This window comes from Vibrio sp. dhg (assembly GCF_003443775.1).
GTDB lineage: Bacteria > Pseudomonadota > Gammaproteobacteria > Enterobacterales > Vibrionaceae > Vibrio > Vibrio natriegens.
The window spans coordinates 2397128-2412545 of record NZ_CP028943.1 but is presented as its reverse complement, the minus strand read 5'-3'; the positions used below and the strand labels follow the sequence as shown (position 1 = coordinate 2412545).

The 15418-nt window shown below is 46.9% G+C and carries 7 protein-coding genes; 4 read left to right on the top strand and 3 right to left on the bottom strand.

From position 1 onward, the window contains the following. Positions 1-2 precede the first annotated feature (2 nt). Entirely contained in the window at positions 3-908 is a 906-nt protein-coding gene (locus tag DBX26_RS11130; protein WP_118119163.1) for a LysR substrate-binding domain-containing protein, read from the bottom strand. Between the two features lie 109 nt (positions 909-1017). On the opposite strand from DBX26_RS11130, the gene DBX26_RS11125 reads away from it, so the two are divergent. Next, positions 1018-1992, top strand: a complete 975-nt coding sequence (locus DBX26_RS11125; protein ID WP_118119161.1) for a TDT family transporter — start codon at positions 1018-1020, stop codon at positions 1990-1992. A gap of 76 nt (positions 1993-2068) precedes the next feature. Here the strand turns inward: DBX26_RS11125 and DBX26_RS11120 are convergent, their stop codons facing one another. Further along, complete coding sequence (locus DBX26_RS11120; protein ID WP_118119159.1) at positions 2069-3892, bottom strand: DUF3413 domain-containing protein; 1824 nt, start codon at positions 3890-3892, stop codon at positions 2069-2071. A 250-nt stretch (positions 3893-4142) separates the two neighbouring features. Here DBX26_RS11120 and recC point away from each other — a divergent pair, with 250 nt between their 5' ends. The 3 genes from recC (at position 4143) to recD (ending at position 13783) form a co-directional block, all read left to right on the top strand. After that, positions 4143-7634: an exodeoxyribonuclease V subunit gamma gene (gene recC / locus DBX26_RS11115; RefSeq protein ID WP_118119157.1), complete on the top strand. Its 3492-nt coding sequence runs from the start codon at positions 4143-4145 to the stop codon at positions 7632-7634. A gap of 387 nt (positions 7635-8021) precedes the next feature. Then, positions 8022-11624 (top strand): exodeoxyribonuclease V subunit beta, encoded by a 3603-nt coding sequence (gene recB, locus DBX26_RS11105; RefSeq protein ID WP_162889725.1) that lies wholly within the window; start codon positions 8022-8024, stop codon positions 11622-11624. Beyond that, the gene (gene recD / locus DBX26_RS11100; protein WP_118119153.1) at positions 11624-13783 is read left to right on the top strand and encodes an exodeoxyribonuclease V subunit alpha; all 2160 of its coding nucleotides are present in this window, start codon (positions 11624-11626) and stop codon (positions 13781-13783) included. Before recB ends, recD begins: the two co-directional genes overlap by 1 nt. Before the next feature lie 39 nt (positions 13784-13822). On the opposite strand, the gene argA is transcribed toward recD, so the two are convergent. Further along, a complete protein-coding gene (argA, locus tag DBX26_RS11095) occupies positions 13823-15160 on the bottom strand; it encodes an amino-acid N-acetyltransferase (RefSeq protein WP_014232813.1) in 1338 nt (445 codons plus the stop codon). Between the last annotated feature and the right edge of the window lie 258 nt (positions 15161-15418).

Sequence of the window (15418 nt, the reverse complement as noted above, 5' to 3'; positions counted from 1 at the left end):
AACTATTTATTATTTACGGGAGACTGCCAACTCTGGCAAAACTCGATAAAGGTTTTTAGCAGGGGACTTTGATATTTTTCTTTGTGCACTAATAGCCAGAACCGACGTTTCATATCCAGCGGCATTTCAAGAACCTTTACGCGGCCTTCGCGAATTGCCGGATCGGCTGATAAACGTGACAAACAGCCAAGCCCTAAACCTGCAGATACGGAGTTGATGAGTGCTTCAGTGGTATTGAGCTGAAATGCCTCGTGCCAGTGCTCTAGACGAGGTGCGATGACACGCAAAAAGAACTCACGTGACCCAGAACCTGCCTCGCGCAATATCCATTCGCTGTTTTCCAGCTCAGCCAGATTCATCATACCCTCGTGCGCTGCGGGATATTCTGGCGAGCAGATCACGCACATCTCATCTTCACTAAATTGTGACGACTGAAGCTCGGGGTGCAGTGTTTTGCCTTCGATCAGGGCGATATCCAGCTCGTAGTCGGTCAATTTGTCACATATTTGCGCCGAGTTTGAGATAAACAGGCTTTGAGAACGGTGGTTGGTGTGCTGACGAAATGCGCTTAAGAGAAAAGGAGCGACTTGATTGCCGATGGTATCACTCGCTCCAATTCGTAACTGCCCGGTTAGGGCGTGATCACCTTCAAAAATGCTCTCAATATCTTTGGCACGGTTTAATAACTCATCCGCTAAGGGCAGCAACTTTTGCCCTTCTTGATTGAGAATCAATCGGTTATTGACCCGATCAAACAGGTGATGACCGATCTGCTTTTCCAGTTCAGACAGCGCCATACTTACCGCCGCTTTAGAAAGGAAGAGGCTTTCAGAGGCGGACGTCAGCGTTTTGTGCTGAGTGATGGTGGTAAATACCTTGAGCTGTTTAAGAGAAATATGACTTGCCATAGAGTTATGTTTAGTAAACCTGAACGTATGTTCTAAATAATTAGATAGTTTGGAACGAAGTGCAAGCGTATTATTAGCCACATCGAGACTGGCTCTGATAGAGATTGTGATGATTCAGAAAACAAAAGCAAAACTAATCGACGCACCGACTCCGATGGCGGGGTTAGCACTTGGTATTGCGAGTTTGGGTTGGAGTTGGGAAAACTTCGCTGAATTACATGGCTATGGACAGTGGGTGAGTGCAGGCATTGCCAGTGTATTGCTGACCATTTTGGCGATTAAATTCATTCTACATCATCAATTGTTAAGGCAGGACCTTGCGCACCCAGTCGTGGGAAGCGTTGTACCAACATTTGCAATGGGAACGATGGTGGTTTCTAACTCATTAGGTCAGTGGTTACCGCTTGCGGGTGACGCACTCTGGCTGGTCGCGGTTGTTCTGCACATCGTGTTTTTAGTGAGTTTTGTTTACCATCGAGCAAAAGAGTTTGAATTGCACCACATGGTTCCAAGCTGGTTTGTACCACCTGTAGGCATCATCGTTGCAGATGTGTCGTTCTCGGGTAATCCGGTTTTAGCACCAGTGGCTCAAGGCGCGTTGATGTTTGGCATGGTAGCGTATGCGATCATGTTACCGATGATGATTTACCGTTTCATGTTTACCCATGAAATTCCAGATGCAGCGAAACCAACGATGGCAATCATGGCTGCGCCAGCGAGCCTGTCTTTGGCGGGTTACCTAACCGTCACTGCGACGCCATCGCCAGTGATCATCGCTATGCTATTTGGTATCGCGGTATTGATGACAGCGATCATCTACCTAGCATTCTTTAAATTACTCAGACTGCCATTTAGTCCAGGCTATGCAGCGTTCACTTTCCCAATGGTGATAGGTGCGACAGCACTGTTTAAAATGGCGAACTGGATGGAGGCACAAGGTTTAGCATCGGATTATGTTCAACAAGTGCGAGGCTTAGCGGGTCTTGAACTGATTGTGGCGACATTTGTTGTCTCTTATGTGGCATTACAATATATCAACAACTTGTTGATTCAGCCTCGCTTAATACATGCGCATCACGCCTAATTAGCAAGATATGAAAAAGCCTCTTGGTGTTACCGCCTAGAGGCTTTTTTACTTTTAAGGGGAAGCGAATATGGACTCAGCCTTTTTTATAAAAACGCGACATCTCGTCGAGAAAATGACGAATAATATTAACCGGAATATTGTGTTCTTTTTCGACGTTTAACTGGTTGTCCAGTTGCAGAGAATGACCGCCTGGATTTACCACCAGCATCAAATCTTTTCCAACCAAAGCATAGTTATAGTAGCTGCCCGCGATGTACCAATCACGAGGGGCAGAGCTATCCAGTAAGTTGTGGCCCACGCTGTAGGCGCTTGTTTTACCCTGTACATCAAACAGCATATTCATCAAGGTTGGTACGACGTCAAAATGCGTAGTACGGTAATCAATTTTCTCAGGTTGATGATTGGGTATGGATACGTAAAGAGGAACATGCACCTGAACGTCACTGTAGTTCCCCGTATGGCCCCAGTAGTTTATCTTGTGATCGTTAAACTCCTCGCCATGGTCAGAAGAAAGCACCACGATAGTGTTGTCTAAATCGACGCTCTTCAGTACTTCACCAATCAAACTATCAATGTAATACAACGAGTTTTTGTAGCGGTTGTGATAAAGCGAAGCATCAAAATCGTTGTTTAAAAGAATGTGATCGACGCGTTCCCAGTATGGTTTGAATTTAGCGAACTCAGGTTCTGGGAACAATGTGCCGTGGGCAGAATCATAGAACAGAAACCCAAAGTATGGCTGTTCACTGTCCTGCTTTTGGAACTCGATGAACTTATCCGTGATCTGTTGATCTCGTTCTACTGCCGTTTCACCTGTCTGTTTCAGGGTTAAGTCGGGTACTTTTTTGAATACCGTGCGAGAAAGCGGTGGGCTGGTCAATGGCGCAGAGCCAAAAATACCCATGCGGTAGCCTTCTTGTTGCAGTGTATCCATAAATAGTGGGGAGCGTTGGCTCGCGTAAAAGCTTTCCCAATAGGTGGCAGGTAAACTATAAAATAGGCTAAAGATGCCAGCTTGAGTCGAGTTACCACCGCTCATATGTTGAGTAAAACTCACTGATTGTTTAGCGAACTCACTGACGTTTGGCATGACTTCAGGGGTTGCATCACTGTAGCGCCAAGCATCCACCAAAATAAACAAAACGTTTGGGAGTGTCTTTTTACTTTGTACTTGAACAGGTTCAAGCGGGTAGTTTAGAGAGCTACTTTCAACATTGGATAACTCCACCCGGTTCTTCGACGCGATACTTTCATCAACAAGGTTGTGTTTGTAGATAAATTTACGAGCAGTAAGCGGATAGTAAAGCGGCCAGTTGTTCGAATACTGACTGACTTCATCATCGTAAAGTGCGTTTTTGTACGCATGGATCATTTGTGTGCTAAGCAACATGGCAAACCACACACTGATCAACAAGAACTTTGCTCGGCTTTCTGCGAGCTTATTACTCAGCCAAACGGTACATGCAAGTCCTAGTACTAGCACGGTGACTTCACTGCCGAAAATGAGCCAGCTCATCCAGGAAATATCAAACACATCGCTACCACCCTCAAAAAACATGCGAATTAATAGAGCATTGATGTGAAATTTATATTGTTGAAAAACGAGGATATCGACTTTGAATATGATCAGGAGGCAGATAGAGATAGCGATAACGATGCCTTTGAACAAACGAGTCGGTAGAAAAGAGAGCAATAAACTCAACAACATAAATGGAAGAACAATCAAACCTAGCCACCCAAATTGAGTAGAAGCTAAGTAATAACCTTGCAATAAGGTTAGCGGTTCATTCTGATTGCTAGACAACACGAACGGATAGCAAGTGAAAGACAGATACACTGCAAAGCAAGCAAAAAAAGCAATCAGCCAAGCGCTGTTGGACGACGGTTTGCGAATCATATTTTTCATATTTATAAATTATAGGTGGTTAGATTATAAAACAGTGTTTTTTATTTTGGAATGGATGTGAAGAATGTCACGTTATGTGTGGGTTTAATCGGAGCTTATTACGTCATTGAAAAGTGGTGTTTTATGCTCAAACTGCGCGATATCTAGCCTTTTGTTATTCCAAGCAAAGAGAACACTGCGGGTTTAAATAGCGCTGTGCTAAGCTAGCTAACAGTTTCAATCGGCACTCGGTGTTCCCAATTTGTTTACTGTTTATCACTCCAACCAAGTTGACGTTCTCAAATCACTTCTAGTTGAACTGATTCGCATCAGTCCGCTGGAAAACCCGTTCGAAAAAGAACAAATACTAGTTCAAAGCCCCGGTATGTCTCAGTGGTTAAAAATGGAACTGGCCAAAGAGTTTGGAGTGGCGGCGAACATCGATTTTCCGCTCCCTGCGACCTTCATTTGGGAAATGTTCACTCAGGTATTGCCTGATGTGCCAAAACGTAGTGCATTTAACAAAGAAGCCATGACGTGGAAGTTGATGCACCTGTTGCCAGGGCTTCTAAACCAAGAGACGTTTTCACCGCTGGCGCAATATCTCAAAGACGACAGTGATAACTCCAAGCTGTATCAGCTGGCAGAAAAAATTGCCGATATATTTGATGGCTACCTGGTATACCGTCCGGAATGGATCGCAAACTGGGAAGCGGGTCAGAGTGTGCCTGAGCTGGAAGACGAACATCCGTGGCAGCCAATTTTATGGCAAGCATTGTACGATCACACGGTCTCGCTGGGGCAATCTCCTTATCATCGTGCCAACCTTTATGAGCACTTTATCGACACGTTAGAGAACTTTAACGGCAACTTCGACCATTTGCCCAAGCGTTTGTTTGTTTTTGGTATCTCCTCTTTACCACCACGTTACATGGATGCGCTAAAAGCGATTGGCGAACACATCGATGTGCATTTGATGTTCACCAATCCATGTCGTTATTACTGGGGCGAGGTTCGAGATCGCAAGTACCTGGCTCGCTTGGCAGCGAAACATCGTCAGCATGTAGTTTGGCAGGATGATCACTCTGAAGTGCAAGGTGAAACCGAGCAGTTGAAAGGGTCTGTAGAAGACAATGTGCTCGACGAACTGCACACTGATGTGGTCGGAAACAGTCTATTGGCTTCGATGGGGAAACTTGGCCGCGATAACATGTATCTGCTATCTCAGCTGGAGTCCCATGAGATTGAAGCGTTTGTTGATGTCGAGCGTGATAGTCTGCTCCATCAACTGCAAGCAGATATTTTAAACCTTGAAGAACACCAGGACGACCAGCAGATTGAGCATAGTGGCCACAAGCAAGTGGTTAGTCTGGGCGACAAATCGCTAAGTCTACACGCTTGTCACAGTCCAATGCGTGAAGTCGAAGTGCTTCATGATCAACTTCTGGCGATGTTCGATGCTGACCCAACGTTAAAACCGCGCGATATTATCGTCATGGTCGCGGACATCAATGCCTACAGTCCCGCAATTCAAGCAGTATTTGGTAATGCGCCGGGTGAGCGTTTTATTCCATATTCGATTTCAGACCGAACGGCGGATCAGGAGAGCCCGATTCTTGCGGCATTTATGCAGTTGGTAAACCTACCGAACACGCGCTGCTTGGCATCGGAATTACTTGAACTGCTGGAAACGCCGGCGATCTTAAAGCGTTTTGAGCTCAGTGAAGACGATTTCTTACAAGCCAAACAGTGGGTTGAAGCATCGGGTATTCGTTGGGGATTGGATGCCAATACCGGACGCGAGTTTGAGCTGCCGGAAACGCGTCAAAACACTTGGCAGTTTGGCATTCAGCGAATGCTACTAGGTTATGCGATGCCAGAGTCGGCAGGTTTGTTTGAAACTGAGCAAGGCAGTTTATCTCCCTATAATGAAGTGCAAGGTATGGGCGCAGAGCTTGCGGGCAAGTTAGCGCACTTTATCCAACAAATCAGTACTTATCGCCGCAAACTCTCTCATGTTCAGACGATTGATGGCTGGCGAGAAACTTTAGTTATGCTGCTGGATGACTTCTTCTCAGTCGAGTTGGAAGGCGAAATGGCGCTCAAATCCATCCGCGATACGCTTAGCCAACTGAAAGAACAGCTCGCCGATGCCGCATTCGAAGAGACATTGTCACCAGCAATCATCAGCCAATATTTGCAAGATAAACTGTCCGGTACGCGAGTCAGCCAGCGTTTCCTTGCCGGGCAAGTGAACTTCTGTACCCTGATGCCAATGCGTTCCATTCCATTCAGAACCGTATGTCTGCTTGGAATGAATGATGGCGTGTATCCGCGTTCCATGCCGCCGGAAGGTTTTGACTTGATGACGGGCAGAACTAAGCCGGGTGACCGTTCTCGCCGAGATGATGACCGTTACCTGTTCTTAGAAGCAATGTTGTCCGCTCAGCAAACGCTGTACATCAGTTATGTCGGTCGTTCGATTCAAGACAACACCGAGCGCGTACCGTCAGTGCTGGTTTCTGAGTTGATGGAATACTGTCACCAAAATTACTGTTTAGGCGGTGATGAAGGTTTACCGGTTGATGAGTCTGGCGACAACTTATTGAAAGCGTTGGTCAATACGCACGCCATGGTGCCATTTAGCCCAAGTGCTTTTCAGGGGATGCATTCCAGCTACGCCAAAGAGTGGATTCCGGCGGCGTTAACCCAAAGTAGCCAATCTCAAGGCTACGTTCGTCATGACTTTAATCGCGCATTGGACGATTATCTGTTGGGAGCCACGTTCCCACTAGAGCTCGATTTAGTCGAGCTGCAACGTTTCTGGCGCTTACCAGTACAGTACTTTTTTAATCGCCGCTTAAAAGTGGTATTTGAGCCACCATTGCCAGTCATGGAAGATGATGAGCCATTTGTACTCGGTGGGCTGGAAAGCTATCAAATGCGTGATGAGCTGTTAGAAACCTTGCTCGAAACCACGTTGACACAGCCAGAGAAGAAAACAGATGTGCTTAAGCACTTTATGAGTCAACAACGTGCACAAGGTAAGTTACCAGTCGGTGCGTTTGGTGATATCGAGTTTGAAACTAACCGAGTTCAGGCTGAAGAGCTGGTGGACAAACTGGCGTTTCTATCTGGCGCACCGCAAGACGATTTAGAAATCGACCTGACCTTTGACTCGTTATTCGAAGGCAATGAAGGCGATGAGAAAAAAGTTCGCCTGACAGGCTGGCTTACTCAGTGTTACCAATCCGGGTTGATTCGCTACCGAAGTGGTAGAGTTCGTTCACAGGATTATCTGGCCGCTTGGATTGATCATCTTGCCATGTCAGCGTCTGGCCATGCCAAGAAAACCCATATTATTGGCTATGACCGTAAAGAAGGTGCGGTTCATTTAATCTACCCGGAAATTGCCGATGCATCGTATGCCAAGCAATTACTTACGGAATTGGTTCGTCTGTTTTTTGAAGGCATGACTAAGCCTTTGCCTTATTTCCCGCAAACGGCGTTAGCATGCGTTGAAGCTGGATTTACTCGTGGACACTGGGCTGACGACGAAGAAAAATCTTTGAAGAAAATGGCAGATACATTCAACGATGGCTACATGAGTTCAGGCGAAGGAAACAATGCGTATATTGCACGTATTTGGCCAGCTTGGAATGATGATTTGGCGAAAGAAGTACGCTTATTGACGGCGTTGGTGCTGCAAGGTGCGCGTTTAGCGGTTCAAGATGCGGACGATATAAAAGCGTAGCAAGGACAGTTAGATAGAGTAAAGGGAGAGTAGGGTGGCCGCCAGAAAATCATTATTTTTTGTAGGGCGTTCGCTGTACGGCCACAAGGTCAGAGGGACCATGATACTTTTGCTTAATTCATTTGAGTGTTGCCGCCTGAAAGGCTTGGCTTATCTCGTGAGGCGCATACTAACGGTGCAACAGATGGATAACCGTGAGAAAGATCCCACAAAGCCCTAAATTATCCAACTTGGTAAACATATAAATAGAATTTTTAACGATAGATCACACTTCTATCAGTTGATAATCCGGAGAGATTCAGCGTTATGGATCAAATGTCAGGTGCAGAGCTACCTAACCATGATTTAGAAGCCACTGGGCAACCGCAGCCAACCCCACTAGAAGCGATGACGTTTCCTTTACATGGTGCGAGGTTAATTGAGGCATCCGCGGGTACGGGCAAAACCTTCACTATTGCGGGTTTATACCTGCGCCTTTTGCTTGGTCACGGCAGTGCAGAGACCAAACATCGCGTCCCGCTTACCGTTGATCAAATTCTGGTTGTGACCTTTACCGAAGCGGCGACAGCGGAGTTGCGCGATCGTATCAGGGCGCGAATCCATGATGCGCGTATCGCTTTTGCTCGCGGACACAGCTTCGATCCAGTCATCCAGCCTTTGCTAAACGAGTTCGACGATCACAAGCAAGCGGCGGAAATTCTTCTCCAGGCGGAGCGTCAAATGGATGAGGCTGCGGTCTACACCATTCACGGTTTTTGCCAGCGCATGCTGACACAAAATGCTTTTGAATCCGGCAGCCGATTTAATAACGAGTTCGTGACGGACGAAAGCCACCTCAAAGCTCAGGTGGTCGCCGACTACTGGCGTCGTAACTTCTACCCATTGCCGTTTACTTTGGCGGGAGAGGTTCGTCAGTTGTGGGGTTCTCCATCTGCACTGTTGTCTGACATCAGCAATTACTTAACAGGCGCACCGTTAAGCCTTTCTGTACCTGCGATGAAAGGCAGTTTGGCCGATGTTCATACTGAGAATCTGAAAAAAATCGATGAGCTGAAAGCACAATGGCGAGGTAGCCAGGATGACTTTTTAGCGCTGATTTCGGATTCAGACATCAACAAACGCAGCTACACCAAAAAGTCTCTGCCGACCTGGTTAGAGGCAGTGAATGCTTGGGCAGCAACAGAAACCACAGGTTATGACTATCCTGACAAGCTGGAGAAGTTTGCGCAAAATATCCTGTCGGAAAAAACACCTAAAGGTAGTGCGCCGCAGCACGCCGTTTTTGAAGCGATTGAGGCTTTTCTTGCCAATCCTATTAGCTTAAAAGCGCCACTGCTTGCCCATGCGATTGAACACTGTCGCGTGATGTTAGCCAGCGCGAAAAATCAGAAGCAATGGCTATCTTTCGACGATTTACTGACTCAACTTTCTGCTTCTATCGATACCGATGAAAGCGAGCTACTGGCTGAGCGAATTCGCACTTTGTATCCGGTCGCGATGATTGATGAATTCCAAGATACCGACCCGTTGCAATACAGTATTTTTAGTCGTATCTATCTGAACAATCCAGAATGCGGTTTGTTTATGATCGGTGACCCGAAACAGGCGATTTATGGTTTCCGTGGCGCAGACATTTTCACTTATATTAAAGCTCGTAACCAAGTAAGTGCCCACTACACGCTAGGAACGAACTGGCGTTCAAGTGCGGATATGGTGCAGGCAGTTAACCAAGTGTTTGCCTTGCCAGACAGCCCATTTATCTATGATTCGGACATTCCTTTCTTACCCGTAAACTACAGTCCAAATGCCGATAAACGCATTTGGATTATGGGTGGTCAAAAGCAACCAGCACTGACTTATTGGTTGCAAAACGCTGAAGAAAAACCGCTGCCAAAAGGCGAATATTTAACTCGAATGGCGGAGGCAACCGCGAGCCAAATCCAAACGATTTTGACTCAGGCTCAGCTGGGGCAAGCGTGTCTGGTGAACGGTGAAAAAGAGAAAACCGTTCAAGCTGGCGATATCGCAGTACTGGTTCGTACTGGTAGCGAAGGCCGAATGATTAAACAGGCGTTGGCAGATCAAGGCATTGCCAGCGTATATCTGTCTAACCGAGACAGTGTGTTTACCAGCTCGGTTGCTCAAGATCTGCAGCGTCTTCTGCAAGCGGTACTGACACCGGAAAATGACAGAGCGCTGCGTGCGAGTCTCGCCTCTGAACTGTTTGCATTGGACGCCGCCAGCTTGGACGCACTCAATAACGATGAAATCGTGTGGGAAAATGCAGTTAATGAATTCAAAGAATATCGCAAACTTTGGATTCAACGTGGGGTATTACCCATGCTGCGCGCGGTGATCAGCAAGCGCCATATTGCCGAACGATTGTTAGAAGAAGGCGCAAGCTCACAAGGAGAAAATGGTGAGCGAGTACTTACCGATTTAATGCACATTGGTGAACTCCTTCAGCAAGCCAGCAACGAATTAGATAGTGATCATGGGCTGCTGCGCTGGTTAGCTCAGTCTATCAGTGATGCGGAAAATGGGTTGGGTGGCAGTGATGACCAAATCCAACGTTTGGAATCTGAGCGTAATTTGGTACAGATCGTCACTATTCACAAATCAAAAGGTCTGGAATATGAGCTTGTGTTTCTGCCATTTTTGTTCAGCTATCGAGAAGCCAGCGAGGCCAAATACTACGACGCCGCCAATGATCGCACTGTTCTGGATATCACCGGTAACGATGCATCAATGCAGCAAGCGGACAAAGAGCGTTTAGCGGAAGACCTGCGTCTGATATACGTAGCGTTAACGCGCGCCGTGTATGCTTGCTTTATTGGTGCTTCGCCTTTGCGTAACGGACGCTCAACCAAAGAACCAACTGGTGTTCACTGCAGCGCAATCGGCTATTTAGTGCAAAATGGCCAAGAAGGCGGAATCAACGATTTGTACCAAGGTTTAAAACAGCAGCAAGATAAGCTTGATTGCGTCGCTTTAGGTGAGCCGCCACAGCAGCTCGAAGAGATGTATGTAGCGCCACAAGAAGAAGTGTGTGACCTCACAGCTAAAGAACTACAAAATCCTATCGACAGAAACTGGCGTATCACCAGTTATTCTGGTTTGGTCAAGCAGGGCTCTCATCAGACTGAACACGACGCCACCATTGAGATTACTGGCTTTGATATTGACTCTTCTGACGAGCAAGACGAAGAGGATTTGGTTGAGCCTGAGCGTTCTATTTTCACCTTCCCAAGAGGCGCGCGTCCGGGGACGTTCCTTCACAGCTTATTCGAGGAAATTGAGTTTACTCAGCCAGCCACGACGGAAGAGAATACCCAAATCATTCTCGGTTTGATGGAAAGTGAGCAGTTGGATGAAGAGTGGTTGCCCATTTTACAACAGCTGATTGATACTGTGCTTGCCACACCATTAGACGGAAAGTCATTGCTGCTTAATCAAAAAGCGCCATCGCAGCGTTTGGTGGAGATGGAGTTTCTTCTGCCAATTGAAGTGTTGTCCGCTCCGGCGCTGAACCGTGTGATTCAACGACATGACCCATTGTCTGCCAAAGCGGGAGATTTAGGTTTCCAAACGGTTCAAGGCATGCTCAAAGGCTTTATCGACTTGGTGTTTGAGCATCAAGGCAAGTACTACGTGCTGGACTGGAAATCGAATCACCTTGGCGACGAGGTGACTCACTACCATGGTGAAGCACTAAAATCTGCGATGGCGGATCACCGTTACGATTTGCAGTATCAGATTTATGCTTTAGCACTGCATCGCTTTTTGCGTAGTCGGCTGGCTAATTATCAATACGATCAGCATTTTGGTGGAGTGTATTATTTGTTCCTACGCGGCATGGATGGGCAAAGTGATCACGGTATTTTTGCCGCCAAGCCAACGTTAGAATTTTTACAAGAGATGGATCGTTTGATTGATGGTCAAACACTGGAAACACGATCGACTCAGGCTGGGCAGATGGAGCTACTGTAATGACGACCAATAACAATCTTCCATCGCACCAAGAGAGCCTGCTGGCAACACTTGAACGGTTAGCACACAAAGGTGCGATTCGTCAGCTCGACTACCAATTCGCACGTTTTCTTTACGCTCAAACTGATGATGCGCAGAGTGAATCACAATCAGACGGTCAGGCACTGGCGTTTATCGCTGGTGTCGTCAGTAGTGAGCTTGGTAAAGGACATATCTGTTTGCCTCTCTTCGATGCGCAAGGTCAGCCGACTGATTTGGCCAGTAAGTTGGGGCTGTTTGGTGAGGCAGCGTTAACGCTCAATACTCAACTGCAAGGTATTAATTGGCAACAATTATTGGAAAATTCCAGTTTAGTTGGCGCACAGGGAGAAGCGCTGCCGCTAATGTTCGATGGTGAGCGTTTGTATTTACATCGTTACTGGTACTATGAAGTGACACTGGCGGAAAAGCTCAATCAACTGGGCGCGGCGGTTAGTTTGCAGCCGCAAGAGTTTACGCGATTATCTGAGCTGCTTAACCATCTGTTTGCGCGTCAATATCACTTTCTTTTTAACACGATTGCCAAAGCCACTGAAGCTGGGAGTAGCACCCAAGTTCTGCGTCAGCAATTGGTGTGTGACCACCTTGATGTGGTCGCAAGCGATGCATTGGATTGGCCTGCGATTGATGCACTTTTAAGCCACGCCAATAAAGTTCAGGACTTACAACCTCTGGATGGCCTCGTGCCACTTTCTGCTTGTGTAAACTGGCAAAAAGTCGCGGCCGCAGTCGCGCTAACCCGTCGCTTTGCGGTGATTTCTGGTGGACCGGGAACCGGTAAAACGACTACGGTAACCAAATTGCTTGCCGCGCTGATAGAGCAGGCCGCACAAGAGAAGAATCTAACCATCAAGCTGGTGGCTCCGACGGGTAAAGCAGCTGCACGATTAACCGAGTCAATTGGCAAAGCAGTGCAAGAGTTACCGGTTTCTCCTGAGTTAAAAGCCAAAATCCCGACTGAATCGAGCACCTTGCACCGTTTGTTGGGCGCGATCCCTAATAGCGCAGAGTTCCGTCATAACAAACAGAATCCGCTGCATCTGGATATCTTAGTCATTGATGAAGCGTCGATGGTCGATTTACCCATGATGTACAAAGTGGTCGATGCATTGCCTAAGCATGCACGACTGATCCTGCTTGGTGATAAAGATCAGCTCGCCTCGGTAGAAGCGGGGGCAGTGCTGGGTGATATTTGCTCGTTCCATGCTTTGGGTTATGGCAAAGAGCAGGCTTCGGCCATCGCAAAGCTGACCGGTTTTGACACCTTGGCTCACAGTAGCAATAGTGCATCCAGCATTGCTGATAGTTTGTGTATGCTGCAAAAGAGTTACCGATTTGATGCTCGCTCGGGGATTGGCCAATTAGCGAAAGCGGTGAACTTAGGTTCTGCGGCCAGTGTGGACAATGTCTGGGCGCGAGACTTTTCAGATATCGAACATTTTGCTCTGAGTAGCCAAAACTACAATCAGATGATGCAGACGTTAGTACAAGAATACGGTCGTTATCTGAAGCGTATTGGGCAGCAAGAGCAGGATCCAAATACTGGAGAACCTGAAACGTTAACCCGAAAAGCCAAAGCGGTGTTAGACACATTTAACCAGTGCAGACTGCTTTGTGCGATCCGCGAAGGTGACTTTGGTGTGGCTGGGTTAAACCAGCGCATAGAGAAAGCACTTGCAGCGCGTAAGCTGATTAAGGTGCAGGATGAGATTTGGTATCACGGCAGACCTGTGATGGTTACGCGCAATGATCACGGTTTAGGTTTGTATAACGGTGATATTGGTATTTGTATGCGGGATGACAGCGAAGAAGAGCAGCGTTTGAAAGTCTTTTTCGAACTCCCTGATGGTAGTGTTAAGTCGGTACTGCCAAGCCGAGTGCCAGAACATGAAACGGCCTACGCCATGACAATTCATAAATCGCAGGGCAGTGAGTTTGATTACACCTTAATGATTCTGCCGCCAGATTTTAGCCCGATATTAACCCGTGAGCTGATTTACACAGGCATCACCCGAGCGAAGAAACGTTTAGCGCTTTACGCGGAGCTGAATGTGCTTAAACGAGGAATAAAGGTGAAAACAACGCGAGCTAGTGGATTGGTGCAGCGACTAGCCAACTAGAAACTAAAAGACCGAGTATGCACTCGGTCTTTTTAATCTTTATAAATCCAAAGCTAAGATTTTTGATTTGCGCTGGAAGTTGTATAAACCTTGCTTTGCTCCCGGTAAATAATCCACGCCCACTTCGTAAAAGCCTTGCTCTCTGAACCAGTGCAGGCTGTGGGTCGTGAGCACAAAGATCTGATTAATGTTTTCTGACTTTGAGCGGTGCTTCATGTAATTCAGTAATAACAATCCACGGTTACCATCGCGGTAATCTGGATGAATCGCTACGCAAGCCATCTCCGCTTTGCGCTCTTCGGCGTATGGGTACAACGCAGCGCAACCAATGATGAGCCCATCTTTTTCGATGATGGTGAATTTGCCAATTTCTTGTTCCAATTGCTCGCGTGAGCGTCTTACCAATATACCTTGTTCCTCCAGAGGACGGATTAAGTCTAAAATACCGCCGATGTCGTCGATGTTGGCTTGACGGACTTGCTCAGCACTGGCCATGACCACTTGCGTACCAATACCATCGAAAGAGAACAGTTCCTGAATTAAGGCACCGTCGACTTTATAACTGATCAAATGGCTGCGTGGTACGCCCGCACGACAAGCGGCAATCGAGCCTTTCAAGAAACGTAGTGTACCGGTGTAGTAGTCTGAATCTGGTGAGCTTTTTTCTGTCAGGGTTTTGATAACATGCTCTGCCTCGATAGGAAGCAGCTCAGCGACCGCATTGCCGTTGTCATCAATGACACCTTGTTCTGAACAGAAACCGATCAGTTTGTCCGCGCCTAGTTTAATCGCAAGCTGGGTGGCGACCTCTTCAGAAAGTAAGTTGAAACACTCACCCGTGACGGAGCTGGCAATTGGACCAAGCAGAACAATCGAACCTTGGTCCAGAGTGCGATTAATCGCGTCAGTATCGATGCGGCGAATCCGTCCGCTGTGACAGTAGTCGACACCATCATCCACACCCAGAGGTTGAGCAATAATATAGTTCCCGGATACAACGCTTAGCTCTGTCCCAGCCATTGGTGTATTGTTCAGGCTCATGGATAGGCGTGCAGTTATCGCCAGCTGTAGTTGACCTGCGGCTTGCATAACTACTGATAAGGCTTCTTCATCAGTAATTCGGATGTCTTTATGGTATGGCGTAGTAAGGTTTTGTTTTACCAATAATTGGTTGATTTGCGGACGAGCGCCATAAACCACCACCACTTTAATGCCAAGGCTATGCATTAATGCAATGTCATTGATAATGTTTCCAAAGTTGTTGTGGGCGACCGCTTCTCCACCGAGCATGATCACCATGGTTTTGCCACGGTGTGCATTTACATAGGGGGTTGATTGGCGGAACCCTTTAACGAGTGCGGTACTACGAATTTTCACTACAGCCATTCCTTGTGTTTATTTATGCTTAAATAATGTCTTTTTATTCATCTAATGGCAAGGTGAATTTTTTGGAATAAAGGACAAATATATGAAGAGTGGTCCTTTGGGGAATAATAGGATGAAGGATAAAATGCCTCAATCTTTCCGCTATCAGTGGTCATCACATCTTCAGCCCCAGAGAGGAATGCTACGATTACTACTCAGCCCCAATCTGACTCATCCAAAAAATCCCAATTTCGAAAAGGCGTAGAGCGC

What these genes read in the sequence shown, in the direction of transcription:
- DBX26_RS11120 (WP_118119159.1), bottom strand. Translation starts at nt 3,892, where the DNA reads ATGATTCGCAAACCGTCGTCCAACAGCGCTTGGCTGATTGCTTTTTTT.
- recB (WP_162889725.1), top strand. Translation starts at nt 8,022, where the DNA reads ATGACGTTTCCTTTACATGGTGCGAGGTTAATTGAGGCATCCGCGGGT.
- DBX26_RS11130 (WP_118119163.1), bottom strand. Translation starts at nt 908, where the DNA reads ATGGCAAGTCATATTTCTCTTAAACAGCTCAAGGTATTTACCACCATC.
- DBX26_RS11125 (WP_118119161.1), top strand. Translation starts at nt 1,018, where the DNA reads ATGATTCAGAAAACAAAAGCAAAACTAATCGACGCACCGACTCCGATG.
- recD (WP_118119153.1), top strand. Translation starts at nt 11,624, where the DNA reads ATGACGACCAATAACAATCTTCCATCGCACCAAGAGAGCCTGCTGGCA.